This window comes from Streptomyces luteolifulvus (assembly GCF_008806595.1).
Classification (GTDB): Bacteria; Actinomycetota; Actinomycetes; order Streptomycetales; family Streptomycetaceae; genus Streptomyces; species Streptomyces luteolifulvus.
Genome location: NZ_VZRB01000013.1, coordinates 119,012 through 133,835, shown reverse-complemented (window position 1 = coordinate 133,835; position 14,824 = coordinate 119,012). Strand labels below are relative to the sequence as shown.

Annotated in this window: 14 protein-coding genes and 1 pseudogene; 6 read left to right on the top strand and 9 right to left on the bottom strand. The window is 70.8% G+C overall.

Translation table 11 applies throughout. From position 1 onward, the window contains the following. Positions 1-275: 275 nt before the first annotated feature. The 7 genes from F7R91_RS20380 to F7R91_RS20350 form a co-directional block, all read right to left on the bottom strand. On the bottom strand, positions 276-1,055 hold the full coding sequence (locus F7R91_RS20380; RefSeq protein ID WP_150950503.1) for an ABC transporter ATP-binding protein: 780 nt from the start codon (positions 1,053-1,055) through the stop codon (positions 276-278). Next, on the bottom strand, positions 1,048-1,977 hold the full coding sequence (locus F7R91_RS20375; protein ID WP_150950502.1) for an ABC transporter permease: 930 nt from the start codon (positions 1,975-1,977) through the stop codon (positions 1,048-1,050). The genes F7R91_RS20380 and F7R91_RS20375 overlap by 8 nt, the downstream gene beginning before the upstream one ends. A 96-nt stretch (positions 1,978-2,073) precedes the next feature. Beyond that, the gene (locus F7R91_RS20370) at positions 2,074-2,919 is read right to left on the bottom strand and encodes a glycosyltransferase family 2 protein (protein WP_408056048.1); all 846 of its coding nucleotides are present in this window, start codon (positions 2,917-2,919) and stop codon (positions 2,074-2,076) included. 44 nt (positions 2,920-2,963) lie between these two features. Beyond that, complete coding sequence (locus tag F7R91_RS20365) at positions 2,964-3,743, bottom strand: CDP-alcohol phosphatidyltransferase family protein (RefSeq protein ID WP_150950500.1); 780 nt, start codon at positions 3,741-3,743, stop codon at positions 2,964-2,966. After that, a complete protein-coding gene (locus F7R91_RS20360) occupies positions 3,721-4,782 on the bottom strand; it encodes an iron-containing alcohol dehydrogenase family protein (protein ID WP_150950499.1) in 1,062 nt (353 codons plus the stop codon). Before F7R91_RS20360 ends, F7R91_RS20365 begins: the two co-directional genes overlap by 23 nt. Continuing rightward, on the bottom strand, positions 4,770-5,522 hold the full coding sequence (locus F7R91_RS20355; RefSeq protein ID WP_150950498.1) for a phosphocholine cytidylyltransferase family protein: 753 nt from the start codon (positions 5,520-5,522) through the stop codon (positions 4,770-4,772). Before F7R91_RS20355 ends, F7R91_RS20360 begins: the two co-directional genes overlap by 13 nt. Further along, the gene (locus F7R91_RS20350; RefSeq protein ID WP_150950497.1) at positions 5,519-7,327 is read right to left on the bottom strand and encodes a DUF5941 domain-containing protein; all 1,809 of its coding nucleotides are present in this window, start codon (positions 7,325-7,327) and stop codon (positions 5,519-5,521) included. Before F7R91_RS20350 ends, F7R91_RS20355 begins: the two co-directional genes overlap by 4 nt. A gap of 277 nt (positions 7,328-7,604) precedes the next feature. On the opposite strand from F7R91_RS20350, the gene galE reads away from it, so the two are divergent. From galE to idi, 3 genes are all read left to right on the top strand, one after another. Next, complete coding sequence (gene galE, locus F7R91_RS20345) at positions 7,605-8,576, top strand: UDP-glucose 4-epimerase GalE (RefSeq protein WP_150950496.1); 972 nt, start codon at positions 7,605-7,607, stop codon at positions 8,574-8,576. 152 nt (positions 8,577-8,728) lie between these two features. After that, complete coding sequence (locus F7R91_RS20340) at positions 8,729-9,667, top strand: cation diffusion facilitator family transporter (RefSeq protein WP_150950495.1); 939 nt, start codon at positions 8,729-8,731, stop codon at positions 9,665-9,667. A gap of 167 nt (positions 9,668-9,834) precedes the next feature. After that, the gene (gene idi, locus F7R91_RS20335) at positions 9,835-10,428 is read left to right on the top strand and encodes an isopentenyl-diphosphate Delta-isomerase (protein WP_150950494.1); all 594 of its coding nucleotides are present in this window, start codon (positions 9,835-9,837) and stop codon (positions 10,426-10,428) included. Positions 10,429-10,434: 6 nt separating this feature from the next. Here the strand turns inward: idi and F7R91_RS20330 are convergent, their stop codons facing one another. Beyond that, a complete protein-coding gene (locus F7R91_RS20330; RefSeq protein ID WP_150950560.1) occupies positions 10,435-10,944 on the bottom strand; it encodes an ATP-binding protein in 510 nt (169 codons plus the stop codon). 238 nt (positions 10,945-11,182) lie between these two features. On the opposite strand from F7R91_RS20330, the gene F7R91_RS20325 reads away from it, so the two are divergent. Continuing rightward, positions 11,183-11,941, top strand: coding sequence for an enoyl-CoA hydratase/isomerase family protein (locus F7R91_RS20325; protein ID WP_150950493.1), 759 nt, complete (start codon positions 11,183-11,185; stop codon positions 11,939-11,941). Here the strand turns inward: F7R91_RS20325 and F7R91_RS42805 are convergent. Then, positions 11,923-11,997, bottom strand: a pseudogene (locus F7R91_RS42805) (DJ-1/PfpI family protein); the annotation flags it as partial. The gene F7R91_RS20325 and the pseudogene F7R91_RS42805 sit on opposite strands and share 19 nt — an antisense overlap. A 183-nt stretch (positions 11,998-12,180) precedes the next feature. On the opposite strand from F7R91_RS42805, the gene F7R91_RS43830 reads away from it, so the two are divergent. Together F7R91_RS43830 and F7R91_RS20310 are read left to right on the top strand one after the other, a co-directional pair. Beyond that, a complete protein-coding gene (locus F7R91_RS43830) occupies positions 12,181-12,312 on the top strand; it encodes an LPFR motif small protein (protein ID WP_269144750.1) in 132 nt (43 codons plus the stop codon). A 100-nt stretch (positions 12,313-12,412) separates the two neighbouring features. After that, positions 12,413-14,785: a Tex family protein gene (locus F7R91_RS20310; RefSeq protein WP_150950491.1), complete on the top strand. Its 2,373-nt coding sequence runs from the start codon at positions 12,413-12,415 to the stop codon at positions 14,783-14,785. Positions 14,786-14,824: the final 39 nt, after the last annotated feature.

The following is a 14,824-nucleotide window of genomic DNA, read 5'->3' as shown; positions in this document are numbered from 1 at the left end:
ACACCGCCGACCCAATACACACTATTTCGGACACGCCGCCCGGCCGTCCGGGCGGCGGCCCGGCTGAGGATGTCGCGTATTATCGCCCCACTTGCCGCCTTTCGGCACCGGTACAGCTTACGTTGTACAACGCAATATCGTTCGCCCGGGTGTCCTGCACATCACAACAACACACCGATTGCCGTCAAGATTCCTAAGGGCGGCCGGAGTTGACGTTTCCTTTGCAGACGCAGGGCCCCACCGGTCAGTTCCGGCGGGGCCCTGGACAAAACGGGTTACTTCCCCGTGAACTTCTCGTACTCCTTGAGCACCTCGTCGGTGGGGCCGTCCATGCGGAGTTCGCCGCGTTCCAGCCACAGCACGCGGTCGCAGGTGTCACGGATCGACTTGTTGTTGTGGCTGACCAGAAACACCGTGCCGGCCTCCTTGCGCAGTTCCCGGATGCGCGCCTCGGAGCGCTTTTGGAACTTGCGGTCGCCGGTCGCCAGGGCCTCGTCGATCATCAGCACGTCGTGGTCCTTGGCCGCGGCGATGGAGAAGCGCAGGCGGGCCGCCATGCCGGAGGAGTAGGTGCGCATCGGCAGGGTGATGAAGTCGCCCTTCTCGTTGATGCCTGAGAAGTCGACGATCTGCTGGTAGCGCTCCCTGATCTGCTCCCGGGACATCCCCATGGCGAGCCCGCCCAATATGACGTTCCGCTCGCCGGTGAGGTCGTTCATCAGGGCCGCGTTGACGCCGAGCAGCGAGGGCTGGCCGTTGGTGTAGACCCTGCCCTCCTCGGCGGGGAGCAGGCCCGCGATGGCGCGCAGCAGGGTCGACTTGCCGGAACCGTTGGAGCCGATCAGGCCGATGGCCTCGCCGCGGTACGCGATGAAGGAGACGCCCTTGACGGCGTGCACCTTGCGCACCCCGCGCTCCTCGCCCCGCCGGAGGATGCGGCTGAGGGCGGCGGTGGCGCTGCCCTTGCCGGTCTTGGCGCCGTTGACGCGGTAGACGATGTGCAGCTCGTCCGCGATGACGGTGGGGATCCGCCGCTCGTTGGTGTCCTCAGCCACGGCCGTACCTCTCCTCCGCCTTCCAGAAGTACACGAAGCCGCCGACCGCGAACAGGACGGCCCAGCCGACCGCGACCGCCCACACGTGGTCCGGCAGGTTCTCGGAGCCGTAGCCGTCGATCAGGGCGAAGCGCATCAGGTCCATGTAGATCGCCGCGGGATTCCACTGGAGGACGTCCGCCACCCACTGCGGCTTGTCGGCGAGCATGATCGGGATGGAGAACATCACACCGGACGCGTACATCCACGTCCGCATGACGAACGGCATGAGCTGCGCCAGGTCCGGGGTCTTCGCGCCGGCCCGGGCCATGATCAGCGCGAGGCCGGTGTTGAAGAGGAACTGCAGGCCGAGGGTGGGAAGGATCAGCAGCCAGGACAGGCTGGGGTAGCTGCCGAAGCCGATCACCACGGCGAACAGCACGATCATCGAGGCCAGCAGCTGCTGGAGCTGCTGCATCGCGAACGAGACCGGCAGCGAGGCGCGCGGGAAGTGCAGGGCGCGGACCAGACCGAGGTTGCCGGAGATCGCGCGTACACCGGCCATCACCGAGCTCTGCGTGAAGGTGAACACGAACACGCCCGTGACCAGGAAGGGGATGTACACCTCCTTCGGCATGCCGCGGCTGGCGTTCAGGATGACGCCGAAGATGAAGAAGTACACGGTCGCGTTCAGCAGCGGCGTGGCCACCTGCCACAGCTGGCCGAGCTTCGCCTGGCTGTACTGGGCGGTCAGCTTCGCCCGCGAGAAGGCGAGGATGAAGTGACGCCGGTCCCAGAGCTGACGGACGTACTCGACGAGTGAAGGCCGGGCGCCGCTCACGGTCAGCCCGTACTTGTCGGCGAGCTGTGCCGCCGTGAGGCCCTCGTCGGGCGACGCGGGCACGCTCACCGCGACCCTGCCGTCGTGCGTTGTCTCACTCACTGGTGGAAACTTTCGTCTTCGAGATGCGCAGCCCGGGTTGGCCTGGCATGAGCCTGGGGGCTCGGTACGGCCCCGTTGCTCTCCGGAACGAGCTTGTCAGATGACGGGGGGCCGGCCCAGTCGCGTCAGGCGCCACACCGTACGCCACTTCATGGGCCGGCGCGGCCCGCACGACGTGGTCCAGCCTTCCCGGAATCCGCCGAACCACGCCTTCAGTGCGGAGCGCGAGGGGCGGCGCAGCAGGGTCAGCAGCAGCCAGACGCCCAGGTAGACCGGGATCAGGGGGACAGGGAGGTTGCGGCGGGCGAGCCAGACGCGGTTGCGGGCGACCATGCGGTGGTAGACCGCGTGCCGGGAGGGCGCGGTCGTCGGGTGGTACAGCACCATCTCGGACCGGTAGTCGATCATCCAGCCCGCGTCGAGGGCCCGCCACGCGAGGTCGGTCTCCTCGTGTGCGTAGAAGAACTCGTCAGGAAGTCCGCCGACCTCGGCGAAGACCTTCGTACGGACGGCGTTGGCGCCACCGAGGAAGGTGGTGACCCGGGAGGAGCGCATCGGGTCGGAGGCACGCAGCCGCGGGACGTGACGGCGCTGGGTGACGCCGGTGTCCGGGTCGGCGATGCGGAAGCTGATGATGCCGAGTTCCGGGTCGGCCTCGAAGGCCTCGCGGCACAGCTGGGCGGTGTCGTGGTGCGCGAGGAGGCCGTCGTCGTCCAGGAAGAGCAGGAGGTCCACGTCACGGCCGCCGGGGCCGAAGGCCTCGATGCCCACGTTGCGGCCGCCCGGGATGCCGAGGTTCTCGGGGAGCTCCAGGGTCCGTATGCCCTCGGGGACGTCGGGGACGGGCGAGCCGTTCCCGACGACGACGACCTCGACGGCGTCACCGTCCTGCTTGGCGATCGAGTCGAGCAGCGCGCGCAGCTCGTCGGGGCGGTTGCCCATCGTGATGATGACGGCGCCGGCCTTGAGCGAGGAAGCCACGTCGCTCACCTCAGCCTGCTGGACGCAAGGATGGAGACGAGGTGGAGGACGGTCTGCAGGAGCGCGATGCCCGCCAGCACCGCGACGCCGAGCCGGGTGAAGAACAGGTCGCCCCGCATCTGGTCCAGGACGGCCAGGACGAGGATCAGCAGGGAGGCCTCGATCCCGAGCACCAGCCGGTGGAACTTCAGCGCGGCGGCCGCCCTGCGGGCCAGCGCCATGCCGGACGAGCGCGGCTCGGACGCCGCCTCCTTGACCGGCGGCATCCCGCCCTGGTGCCGGGCGACGCCGACGAGGTCGGTCTCGGCCTTGATCAGGATCGCGCCCAGCGCGGCCAGGGTGCCGAGGAAGGCCCAGAGCCAGTCGATACGGCCGCTGCCCCACAGGTCGGCGGCGCGCAGACCGAAGCCGACGAGCACCGCCGCGTCGGTCAGATAGGCGCCGACGCGGTCGAGGTACACCCCGCTGAGCGAGTACTGCTGCTTCCAGCGCGCGATCTCGCCGTCGACACAGTCGAGCAGGAGGTAGAGCTGGACCATCAGCACACCGAGCACGGCGCCCGCGACCCCCGGCACCAGCAGGGCCGGGGCCGCGAGGACGCCGCAGACGGTCATCAGGTACGTGAGCTGGTTGGGTGTGACCCTGGTGTTCACCAGGTAGCGGTCGACCCGCAGGGACACCTCGCGCATATAGAGGCGTCCCATCCAGTGCTCACCGCTGCGCCGGTCCTTCACCCCCGGGGGGTGGACGACCGGTCGGAGTTCAGCTACTGATGGCCTTGACATAGTCGGCGTAGATGTCCTTGATCTGTTCGGTCTTGAGGTCGAGGTGTTCCAGGATCGTGTAGCGGCCGGGCCGGGTCTGCGGGGCGAACTCCACGACCCGGACGAACTCGTCGTGCGTGAAGCCGATCTCCTCCGGCAGCACCGGCAGTCCGTGCCGGCGCAGCACCTCGGCCATGTACGCCGACTCCTCGTGCGCCCCGCGCAGATACATCGCGAAGGCCGCGCCGAGGCCGCACTGCTCGCCGTGGGCTGCGGCGCGCTTGGGGTACAGCAGGTCGAAGGCGTGGTTGATCTCGTGGCAGGCGCCGGAGGAGGGCCGTGAGTCGCCCGACACCGACATGGCGATACCGCTGAGGACCAGCGCCTCGGCGAGCACCTGGAGGAAGTCGTTGTCCCCGATCCCGCCGGGGTGGCGCAGCACGGCCTCGCCGGCCTGGCGGGCCATCGCCGCGGCGAGCCCGTCGATCTTCTCGCCCTTGACGCGGTGGGCGAGCTCCCAGTCCGCGATCGCGGAGATGTTGGAGACGGCGTCGCCGATGCCCGCGCGCACGAAGCGCACCGGCGCCTCGCGGATGACGTCGAGGTCGATGACGACGGCGATCGGGTTCGGCACGCCGTACGAGCCGCGCCCCGCGTCGTTGTCGAGGGTGGCGACCGGCGAGCACAGGCCGTCGTGCGCGAGGTTCGTCGGTACGGCGACCAGCGGAAGGCCGACGCGGGCCGCGGCGAACTTGGCGCAGTCGATGATCTTGCCGCCGCCGAGGCCCACGACGGCGTCGTAGCGGCCGGCCTTTATGTCGCCGGCCAGCCGGATCGCGTCGTCGAGGGTGCCGCCGCCGACCTCGTACCAGCCGGCGCCGGGCAGCGAGGGGGCGAGCCGCTCGCGCAGCCTTGCCCCCGAGCCGCCGCTCACGGCGACGGCGAGCTTGCCGGAGTGCGAGACGCGCTCGTCGGCGAGCACGGAGGCCAGGTCGTCCAGGGCACCCGGGCGGATGTCCACGACGACCGGCGAGGGAATCAGCCGCGTCAGTACCGGCACGCGATCTCCCGTCCCTTGGCGAGATCGTCATGGTTGTCGATCTCGACCCACTTGACGTCGCCGATCGGCGCCACGTCGATACGGAAGCCGCGGTTGACGAGTTCCTGGTAGCCGTGCTCGTAGAACTGCTGCGGGTCGGTCTCCCACACGGTCTTGAGCGCGTCGGCCAGTTCGGGGGCGGCGTCGCCCTCGATGAGGGTGACGCCGATGTACTCGCCGGTGGCCTCGGACGGGTCCATCAGCTTGGTGATCTTCGTCATGCCCTTCCCGGGGTCGACGACGACCTTCATCTCCTCGTCCGCGAGGGACTTCACGGTGTCGAGGGCGAGGATGATCTTCTTGCCGTCGCCGCGGGCGGCGAGCAGCGTCTTCTCGACGGAGACCGGGTGGACGGTGTCGCCGTTGGCGAGGATCACCCCGTCCTTGAGGGCGTCACGGCCGCACCACAAGGAGTAAGCGTTGTTCCACTCCTCGGCCTTGTCGTTGTCGATGAGGGTGAGCTTGAGGCCGTACTTCGCCTCCAGCGCCGCCTTGCGCTCGTACACGGCCTCCTTGCGGTAGCCGACGATGACCGCGACCTCGGTCAGCCCGATCTCGGCGAAGTTGCCGAGGGTGAGGTCGAGCACCGTGATGCTGTCCTCTATGCCCGCGGGCCCCACCGGCACCAGCGCCTTGGGCAGGCTGTCGGTGTAGGGGCGCAGACGCCGTCCGGCGCCGGCCGCCAGCACGAGGCCGATCATGCGGGTTCTCCTTCATCGTGTACGGCGGGCGCACCCCTCAGATGAGAGGCCACCCAGAAGCGGATGCTCTCGACGAGCACCACGAGGGCGACGGCCACGGCGAGGACCGTGAGCGCGACCGTGAACTGCGAGGCGGTGAGCACCGCGGCAAGGACGGTGACGAGCAGCGTCCGCCCCTCCTGCCCCCCGATGGCGCGCACCAGCCAGGCCGGAGGCGCTCCGGCGTTGCCGCGGATGCGGTACACCGTGTCGTAGTGATGGTAGGCGACGGCCGCCACCAGTCCGAAAGCCGCAGGAAGGGCTCCGTTCACGTCCGCGTGGGCCGCCAGCACCAGGACGGTGCCGTACTCGGCGGCGCGGAACAGCGGCGGGACCAGCCAGTCGAGGGCGCCCTTGAGGGGCTGGGACAGGGCCAGCCCCGAGCAGACGACGTAGACGGCCGCGCCCGCGACCGCCGCCCAGGGCTCGCCGGAGGGGACGGCCGAGGCGAGGATCGCAGCGCCGATCACGGCCAGCAGCAGCGGGGAGCTCGGGTAGAAGCGGGTGTTCGGACTGCGCCGCTTCGCCACGAACCCGGCGAGCGGGCCGTTGTCCGCGAGATCCGCCAGCGCCTGTGCCGCCCGGTCCGTGCGGCTCGCCTTCCGGGTCAGCGACCGCAGTACGCGGCCCGCCGCGGTGTACGTCGCCGCGAAGGCGCAGCCGATGAGCAGCGCGTAGAAGGTGATGCGGGGGGTGGTGACCGCCGTCAGGACGGCGATCATCGCCCAGCGTTCACCGATCGGCAGGACGATCATGCGGCGGACCCAGACCGTCCAGCCGACGCTGTCGAGCTTGTCGGAGAGGGCGGCGGTCGGGCTGGTGTTGGCGGTCGCGTCGTGGTTCGCCTCGTTGAAGGAGAAGTCCACGACATGCCGGCACGTCTGCAGGATCATCGCGCCGAGCGCGAGGGCCCATACGTCGTCGCCGCCCCGGGCGGCTCCCAGGGCGAGGCCCGCGTAGAAGGCGTACTCCTTGGCCCGGTCGAAGGTGGCGTCCAGCCAGGCACCCAAGGTCGAGTACTGCAGGGAGTAGCGGGCGAGCTGTCCGTCCGTGCAGTCCAGGACGAAGGAGGCGATCAGCAGGACACCGGCCGCCACAAAGCCGCCGCGGGTGCCGGTGGCCGCGCAGCCCGCCGCGATCAGCGCGGTGAGCAGCGACGCGGTGGTGACCTGGTTGGGGGTCAGTCCGCGGCGGGCGCACCAGCGGGCGATGTAGCGGGAGTACGGGCTGATGAAGAACGTGGTGAAGAACCCGTCGCGGGCCTTGACGGCCGACTTGAGGCGTATCGCCTCGTCGTCGACGGCGGCGACGGCCTGCCGTGCCTCGTTGCGGGTCTGCGGGTCGGCGGGGACGGCGGCGACCAGGCTGCCCAGCTCGGGACGGTGCACGCCGGCGCCGTCGGCGTCCAGGGCGGTGACGATCCGGTCGGGGAGGCTGTCGACGGCGACGGCCGTACCGCCGCCGGCCGAGTTCTCCCGGGCCAGCGCACGGGTCAGGGCCTGCCTGCCCCCGGGCTGGGCCGTCATCGCGCCCGGCACCGCGGCGAGCGGGAAGCGGGGGTCGGTCAGGCCGAGACGCAAGGCGTGCAGGTGGCCCACGAAGCGGGCGTCGATCACAGCGACCCGCTGGTCCGCGGGTACCCCGGCGAGAAGCGTCTCGGCGTCGGCGGCGTCGGCGGCGACGCGCACATCGAAGCCGAGGGACCGCAGATCGCCCTCGATCGACGATCCGGGGACCGGCTGACCGGTGAGGATGGCGGTCGACAACCGAACTCACTCCCTGGGTGCCGACGCCTCCGCGCCGGTCGCGTGTGCATGATGGGGCGCCTTGCCTGCGGCACCCGGGCGGCATGTCGGCAGAGGCTATCGGATGCCCGGAAGCCCGCGTTCACCGCCCGTTTCACGTCCCGATCGACGTGGTTTGAACAGGTCTTTGCCGCGATCATCATCGGGGATCCCGGGCCCGGCCCACAAACCGCACGCACAGAAGGGGCATCCCGGACAGCGCGTCGCGCCCCGCCCGAGCGGCATAGGGTGAGCGGTCATGACGTGGCTGATCACCGGCGGTGCCGGGTACATCGGGGCCCATGTGGCGCGGGCCATGACCGACGCCGGGGAGCAGGCGCTCGTGCTGGACGACCTGTCGGCGGGAGTCCCCGCGAGGCTGCCGGCACACATCCCGCTCGTGCACGGCTCCTCGCTCGACGGCGCCCTGCTCAAACGGGTCTTCGCCGAGCACACCGTGACCGGTGTGGTGCACCTCGCGGCGCGCAAGCAGGTCGCCGAGTCCGTCGCCGGGCCGACGCGCTACTACAGGGAGAACGTCGGCGGGCTGGGCACGCTGCTGGAGGCGGTCGCCGAGGCCGGGATCACACGGTTCCTCTTCTCCTCGTCGGCCGCCGTCTACGGCAATCCTGATGTGGATCCCATCACGGAGGACACGCCCTGTGCCCCGGTGAATCCGTACGGTGAGACCAAGCTCGCCGGGGAGTGGCTGGTGCGGGCGGCCGGCCGGGCTCACGGGATCGCGACCGTGTGCCTGCGCTACTTCAACGTGGCGGGCGCGGCGGCGCCGGAGCTGGCCGACACGGGCGTGTTCAACATCGTGCCGATGGTCTTCGACCGGCTCACCCGCGACGACGCCCCGCGGATCTTCGGGGCCGACCATCCGACGCCGGACGGCACCTGCATACGTGACTACATCCATGTCGCCGACCTGGCCGAAGCCCATCTGGCGGCGGCCCGGCGGCTGGCCGGGGACGGGGTGCGGGGCGACCTGACGGTGAACATCGGCCGCGGCGAGGGCGTCTCGGTGCGCGAGATGGTCACCCTGATCGGCGAGGTCACCGGGGACCGCCGTCCGGCCGTGGTGGAGGCCCGCCGCCCCGGGGACGCGCCGCGCGCGGTCGCCTCGGCCGCCCGGGCCGCCGAGGAGCTCGGCTGGCGTGCCCGGCGCGACGTACGCGAGATGGTCGAGTCGGCCTGGCAGGGCTGGCAGCTGCACCACGGCGGCTGAGCCGCTGCCTCCCCCTCCCCCGCACCCGCCCTGACCTGCAGATCGTTTCCGCAGGTCAGGGCATATGACAACGGTGTTCAGTGCCGCGTTGCCCAATACCCCCCACCCGTAGTTCACTGTGATCCCGGGCGCACCACAGGAGGGCAGTTTTCATGGGTGCAGGGCACGATCACGGTCATGCGCACGGCGCACCGGCCGGCGGTACGGCGGCTGCGGCATACCGCGGCCGGCTGCGGGTCGCGCTGTCGATCACGCTCGGCGTCATGGTGGTCGAGATCGTCGGCGGTGTGGTCGCCGACTCGCTCGCGCTCGTCGCGGACGCCGCGCACATGGCGACGGACGCCCTGGGCCTGGGTATGGCGCTGCTGGCGATCCACTTCGCGAACCGGCCGCCGACCGGGAACCGCACCTTCGGCCTGGCCCGCGCCGAGATCCTCGCCGCGCTCGCCAACTGTCTGCTGCTGCTCGGGGTCGGCGGCTATGTGCTGGTCGAGGCGGTCCAGCGGTTCGTGACGCCGGCACCCACCGAGGGCGGGCTGATGCTCGTCTTCGGCGCGATCGGCCTGGTCGCGAACATGGTCTCGCTCACTCTGCTGATGCGCGGCCAGAGGGACAGCCTGAACGTGCGAGGCGCGTTCCTTGAGGTCGCCGCGGACGCGCTGGGCTCGGTCGCGGTGCTGATCTCGGCGGCGGTGATCCTCACCACCGGCTGGCAGGCCGCCGACCCGATCGCCTCCCTGGTCATCGGCCTGATGATCGTGCCGCGCACCTTGAAGCTGCTGCGCGAGACCCTCGACGTACTGCTGGAGGCGGCCCCCAAGGACGTCGACATGGCGGAGGTGCGGGCCCATGTCCTCGCCCTGGACGGCGTCGAGGACGTCCACGATCTGCACGCCTGGACCATCACCTCCGGGATGCCGGTCCTGTCGGCCCATGTGGTGGTCCGCTCCGACGTCCTGAACGCGATCGGTCACGAGAAGATGCTTCATGAGCTGCAGGGCTGCCTCGGCGACCACTTCGACGTGGAGCACTGCACCTTCCAGCTGGAGCCGGTCGGGCACGCGGAGCACGAGGCGCGGCTGTGCCACTGAGCCCCCGGCCCTGACGGAATGCAGCGATCCGGAGCGCGGATGCGTCCTCATGCTCATCACCCCGCTCCGGGCGGTTCCGTGTTCGCCGCGCCGGGCACGATCAACTGCCGGGAGTGCCGGATTCGTACGGCAGACTTGGGGCGCGAAGACCGATGCGAAGGATGGGTATGCCGATCACACCTGCCGCGGCGGAGCACAGTTCGTCGAACGGCACCGCGGACGCGATTCTGCTGGAACTGGTCGACGAGAACGGCGTGACGATCGGCACCGCGGAGAAGCTCGCCGCCCATCAGCCGCCGGGGCAGCTGCACCGCGCCTTCTCCGTGTTCCTCTTCGACGAGCGCGGCCGGCTGCTGCTCCAGCAGCGCGCCCTGGGCAAGTACCACTCCCCCGGTGTGTGGTCCAACACCTGCTGCGGCCACCCCTACCCCGGTGAGTCGCCGTTCGCGGCGGCGGCCCGGCGGACGTACGAGGAGCTGGGAGTCTCCCCTTCGCTGCTCGCCGAGGCGGGCACGGTCCGCTACAACCACCCCGACCCGGCCTCCGGTCTGGTAGAGCAGGAGTACAACCATCTGTTCGTGGGGCTGGTGCAGACCCCGCCCCGGCCGGACCCGGAGGAGGTCGGCGCGACGGCCCTCGTGACCTCGGCCGAGCTCGTGGAACGGCATGCGAAGGACACCTTCTCGTCGTGGTTCATGACGGTGCTGGACGCGGCCCGTCCCGCGGTGCGGGAGCTGACGGGCCCGTCGGCCGGGTGGTGACGGGCCTCAGAGGACCCGCGTGGGTTTGAGCGGCAGCGCTGCCCAGATGACCTTGCCGCCGCTCGGGGTGTGCTCCACATCGCACGCCCCGCCCGCCTCCCGGGTGATCTCGCGCACGAGCAGCAGTCCGCGGCCGCCGGTCCGGCCGTGGTCGGCCTCCAGGGCGGTCGGGCGGTAGGGGTGGTTGTCCTCCACGGACACCCGCACCCACTCGGCGCCGACGGCGACCTCCACGGCGAGCATCGGTGAGAGCAGCGCCGCGTGCTTCACGGCGTTGGTCACCAGCTCCGAGACGATCAGCAGGAGCCCCTGGACCAGATCGTCCGAGACCGGTACGCCCTGGCGGTGCAGCAGGTCCCGCACGGCATGCCTGGCCTGCGGGACCGAGGCGTCGACGGCGGGAGCGGTGAACCGCCACACGCCTTCGTACGGCAGCGGATCCGGCGGCGTCGGTACGAGGGGCTCGTCTGCGCCGCCTGCTGGGCGTGGGGCGGGCCCGCGCCCATGGTTGTCCATCGTCCGGTCTCCACCCTTGCGCTCGATTGTCACCACACGTCGAGTGTTGGTAACGACCCGCTCCGTGCCGGATACCTGACCAGAAGTCAGCTGGTATCGAGCGTTTCTGACCATTGGCGTATGACACGGTCAGTTGTGGGACTGATTCCTGCCCTGTTGTGCCGCCTCGGCGCACTCTTCGGGTTGTACGGGTTGGGCGGCGACGCCCGCCGGAACGGGGACGGATAGCATCCGCCGCATGGAGCCCCAGCTGTTGCACGGCGTCACCGACTCGGTGGCCACCGTCGTCGTCCACCATCCGGCCAAGCGCAACGCCATGACGGCCGCCATGTGGCGGGCGCTGCCACCGCTCCTCGACACACTGGCTGCCGATCCCGACGTACGGGCCCTGGTGCTGACCGGGGAGGGCGGCACGTTCTGTGCGGGGGCCGACATCTCGGCACTCCAGGGATCACCGGACGAGGCGCAGGGTCTGGCCGTGCGGGCGGAGGAGGCGCTCGCCGCGTTCCCGAAGCCGACGGTGGCGGCGATCCGCGGGCACTGCGTGGGCGGCGGGTCGCAGCTCGCGGCGGCCTGCGATCTGCGGTTCGCCGAGGAGGGTGCGCTGTTCGGGGTGACGCCTGCGAAGCTCGGGATCGTGTATCCGGCCTCCTCCACCCGGCGGCTGGTGTCGCTGGTGGGCCCGGCCGCCGCCAAGTACCTGCTGTTCTCGGGCGAGCTGATCGACACGCAGCGCGCGCTGCGGACCGGCCTGGTGGACGAGGTGCTGCCCGAGGGCGAACTCGCCAAGCGGGTCGGGGAGTTCACCCGCGTGCTGGTGTCCCGTTCGCAGCTGACGCAGGCCGCCGTGAAGGAGTTCGCGGGCGGGCGCACGGACCGGGACGCGTACTGGGCGGAGCAGGCACGCGGCAGCGGCGACACCGCCGAGGGGGTCGCCGCGTTCCTGGAGCGCAGGCAGCCCAGCTTCACCTGGACCGTGGGCGACCCGGCGTCGTAGGGCGGCTGCGGGTCGTACTCCGTGGCCAGCTGTACGGCCTGGGCGTGGTCGTCGCCGGGCAGGGCGTCGCGCTGCGCGAGGAGATCGAGCGGGCGACGGACCGAAGGGACCGTGCACCGTACGAGCACCTGGCGTTCGCCGGCACGGCACTCGCGGTCGCACGGCGAGCATGCCGCCGGGCAGCTGAGGTACCCGGGTCTCTCCCGGCCACGGGGGCCGGGAGAGGAAAGGGGAAGTTCGTGTTCCGTGCGATTGCAGATGTTCTGCGGCAGATCGGCGCGGCCGTCGCCACCGTGGTGACGCTGCCCTTCCGGATGCTGGCCAGGCTCTTCGGCGGGGCCTCGGGCTCCACGCGCAGCCGCAGGGCCTGATTCCGCCGCCCGGCCCGCCGTGTGCCGCCCTTGATCCCCGGTTGTCGGTGCCACCTGCCACAATTACCGCGCAACCTCAGTGAGAAGGCGGTACGGGATCGTGACCACACCCGGGTCCCTCGGAGCAGGGTCCATCGAAGGCAGGATCGCCGAAGAGCTCGGCGTACGGGAGCGGCAGGTCAAGGCCGCCGTGGAACTGCTCGACGGCGGTTCGACGGTGCCCTTCATCGCCCGCTACCGCAAGGAAGCGACCGAGATGCTCGACGACGCGCAGCTGCGCACCCTCGAGGAGCGGCTGCGCTATCTGCGGGAGCTGGAGGAGCGGCGGACGGCGATCCTCGACTCCGTGCGCGAGCAGGGCAAGCTCACCGAGGAGCTGGAGGCGCAGATCCGCGCGGCCGAGACCAAGGCCCGGCTCGAGGACATCTACCTCCCGTACAAGCCGAAGCGGCGCACCAAGGCGCAGATCGCGCGCGAGGCCGGGCTCGAACCCCTCGCCGACGGGCTGCTCGGCGACCCGGGCGTGCAGCCGCTCGCCGCGGCCGCCGCGTTCGTCGACGCCGACAAGGGGGTCGCCGATCCGCAGGCCGCCCTGGACGGCGCGCGGGCGATCCTCACCGAGCGGTTCTCGGAGGACGCCGACCTGATCGGCGAGCTGCGCGAGCGCATGTGGGTGCGCGGCCGGCTGGCCGCCAAGGTGCGGGACGGCAAGGAGGAGGCGGGCGCCAAGTTCGCCGACTACTTCGACTTCGCCGAGCCGTTCACCGAGCTGCCCTCGCACCGCATCCTCGCCATGCTGCGCGGCGAGAAGGAGGAGGTCCTCGACCTCGTCCTGGAGCCGGAGGAGCCGACGGAGGGGCCGTCGTCGTACGAGGGCATCGTCGCGGTGAAGTTCGGGATCGCCGACCGCGGGCGTCCCGCCGACAAGTGGCTCAAGGACACGGTCCGCTGGGCCTGGCGCACCCGCCTCCTGGTGCACCTCGGCATCGACCTCAGGCTGCGGCTGCGGACGGCGGCGGAGGACGAGGCCGTGGGCGTGTTCGCGGCGAACCTCCGTGACCTGCTGCTCGCCGCCCCCGCCGGCACGCGCGCGACGCTGGGGCTGGACCCCGGGTTCCGTACGGGTGTGAAGGTCGCCGTCGTCGACGCGACCGGCAAGGTCGTGGCGACGGACGTGATCTATCCGCATGTCCCGGCCAACAAGTGGGACGAGGCGATCGCCAAGCTGTCAAGCCTCGCCAAGGAGCACGCGGTCGAACTGATCGCGATCGGCAACGGCACGGCGTCCCGGGAGACGGACAAGCTCGCCGGTGAACTCATCACCAGGCACCCCGAGTTGACGCTCACCAAGGTGATGGTCTCCGAGGCGGGCGCCTCCGTGTACTCGGCCTCCGCGTTCGCCTCGCAGGAGCTGCCCGACATGGACGTGTCGCTGCGCGGCGCCGTGTCGATCGCGCGCCGGCTCCAGGATCCGCTCGCCGAGCTGGTGAAGATCGACCCCAAGTCGATCGGCGTCGGGCAGTACCAGCACGACCTGTCCGAGGTGAAGCTGTCGCGTTCGCTGGACGCGGTGGTGGAGGACTGTGTGAACGGCGTGGGGGTCGACGTCAACACGGCGTCGGCGCCGCTGCTCGCCAGGGTCTCCGGCATCACCTCGGGGCTCGCCGAGAACATCGTGGCGCATCGCGACACCAACGGCCCCTTCACCTCGCGCACCCAGCTCAAGAGCGTGGCGCGGCTCGGTCCGAAGGCGTACGAGCAGTGCGCGGGCTTCCTGCGGATCCGCGGCGGCGACGACCCGCTGGACGCCTCCAGCGTGCACCCGGAGGCGTACCCGGTGGTGCGGCGGATGGTGAAGACCGCCGGGCAGGAGGTGGCCGCGCTCATCGGCAACACGAGCGTGCTGCGCTCGATGAAGCCGGGGGACTTCGTGGACGAGACGTTCGGTCTGCCGACGGTGACCGACATCCTCAGGGAGCTGGAGAAGCCCGGACGCGACCCGCGGCCCGCCTTCAAGACGGCCACCTTCAAGGAGGGCGTGGAGAAGATCTCCGACCTGGCCTCCGGCATGGTCCTGGAGGGCGTGGTCACCAATGTGGCCGCCTTCGGGGCGTTCGTGGACGTCGGCGTCCACCAGGACGGCCTGGTGCATGTCTCCGCGATGTCGAGGACGTTCGTGAAGGATCCGCGGGACGTGGTCAAGCCCGGGGACATCGTCAAGGTGAAGGTGCTGGACGTCGACATCCCGCGCAAGCGGATCTCGCTGACCCTGCGCCTCGACGACGAGGCCGCCCCGCAGGGTCAGCAGGGCGGCGGAGGCGAGCGCCGGCAGCGCGGCGGGCGTCCGCCGCAGCAGCGCCAGCAGCGTCAGGGCCGTGACGGCGGCGGCTCCCGCCAGGCACCCCCGCCCGCCAACAGCGCGATGGCCGACGCCCTGCGACGAGCGGGACTGCTGGACCCCAAGCGGCGGTAGTCGGGTACGACACGGCCAAGGTGACGGAAGCGCCCCCTC

Coding starts and splice junctions, on each gene's coding strand:
- F7R91_RS20330 (WP_150950560.1), bottom strand. CDS start 10,944: ATGGACAACCATGGGCGCGGGCCCGCCCCACGCCCAGCAGGCGGCGCA.
- F7R91_RS20325 (WP_150950493.1), top strand. CDS start 11,183: ATGGAGCCCCAGCTGTTGCACGGCGTCACCGACTCGGTGGCCACCGTC.
- galE (WP_150950496.1), top strand. CDS start 7,605: ATGACGTGGCTGATCACCGGCGGTGCCGGGTACATCGGGGCCCATGTG.
- F7R91_RS20340 (WP_150950495.1), top strand. CDS start 8,729: ATGGGTGCAGGGCACGATCACGGTCATGCGCACGGCGCACCGGCCGGC.
- F7R91_RS20370 (WP_408056048.1), bottom strand. CDS start 2,919: ATGGGCAACCGCCCCGACGAGCTGCGCGCGCTGCTCGACTCGATCGCC.
- idi (WP_150950494.1), top strand. CDS start 9,835: ATGCCGATCACACCTGCCGCGGCGGAGCACAGTTCGTCGAACGGCACC.
- F7R91_RS20355 (WP_150950498.1), bottom strand. CDS start 5,522: ATGATCGGCCTCGTGCTGGCGGCCGGCGCCGGACGGCGTCTGCGCCCC.
- F7R91_RS20365 (WP_150950500.1), bottom strand. CDS start 3,743: ATGTCAAGGCCATCAGTAGCTGAACTCCGACCGGTCGTCCACCCCCCG.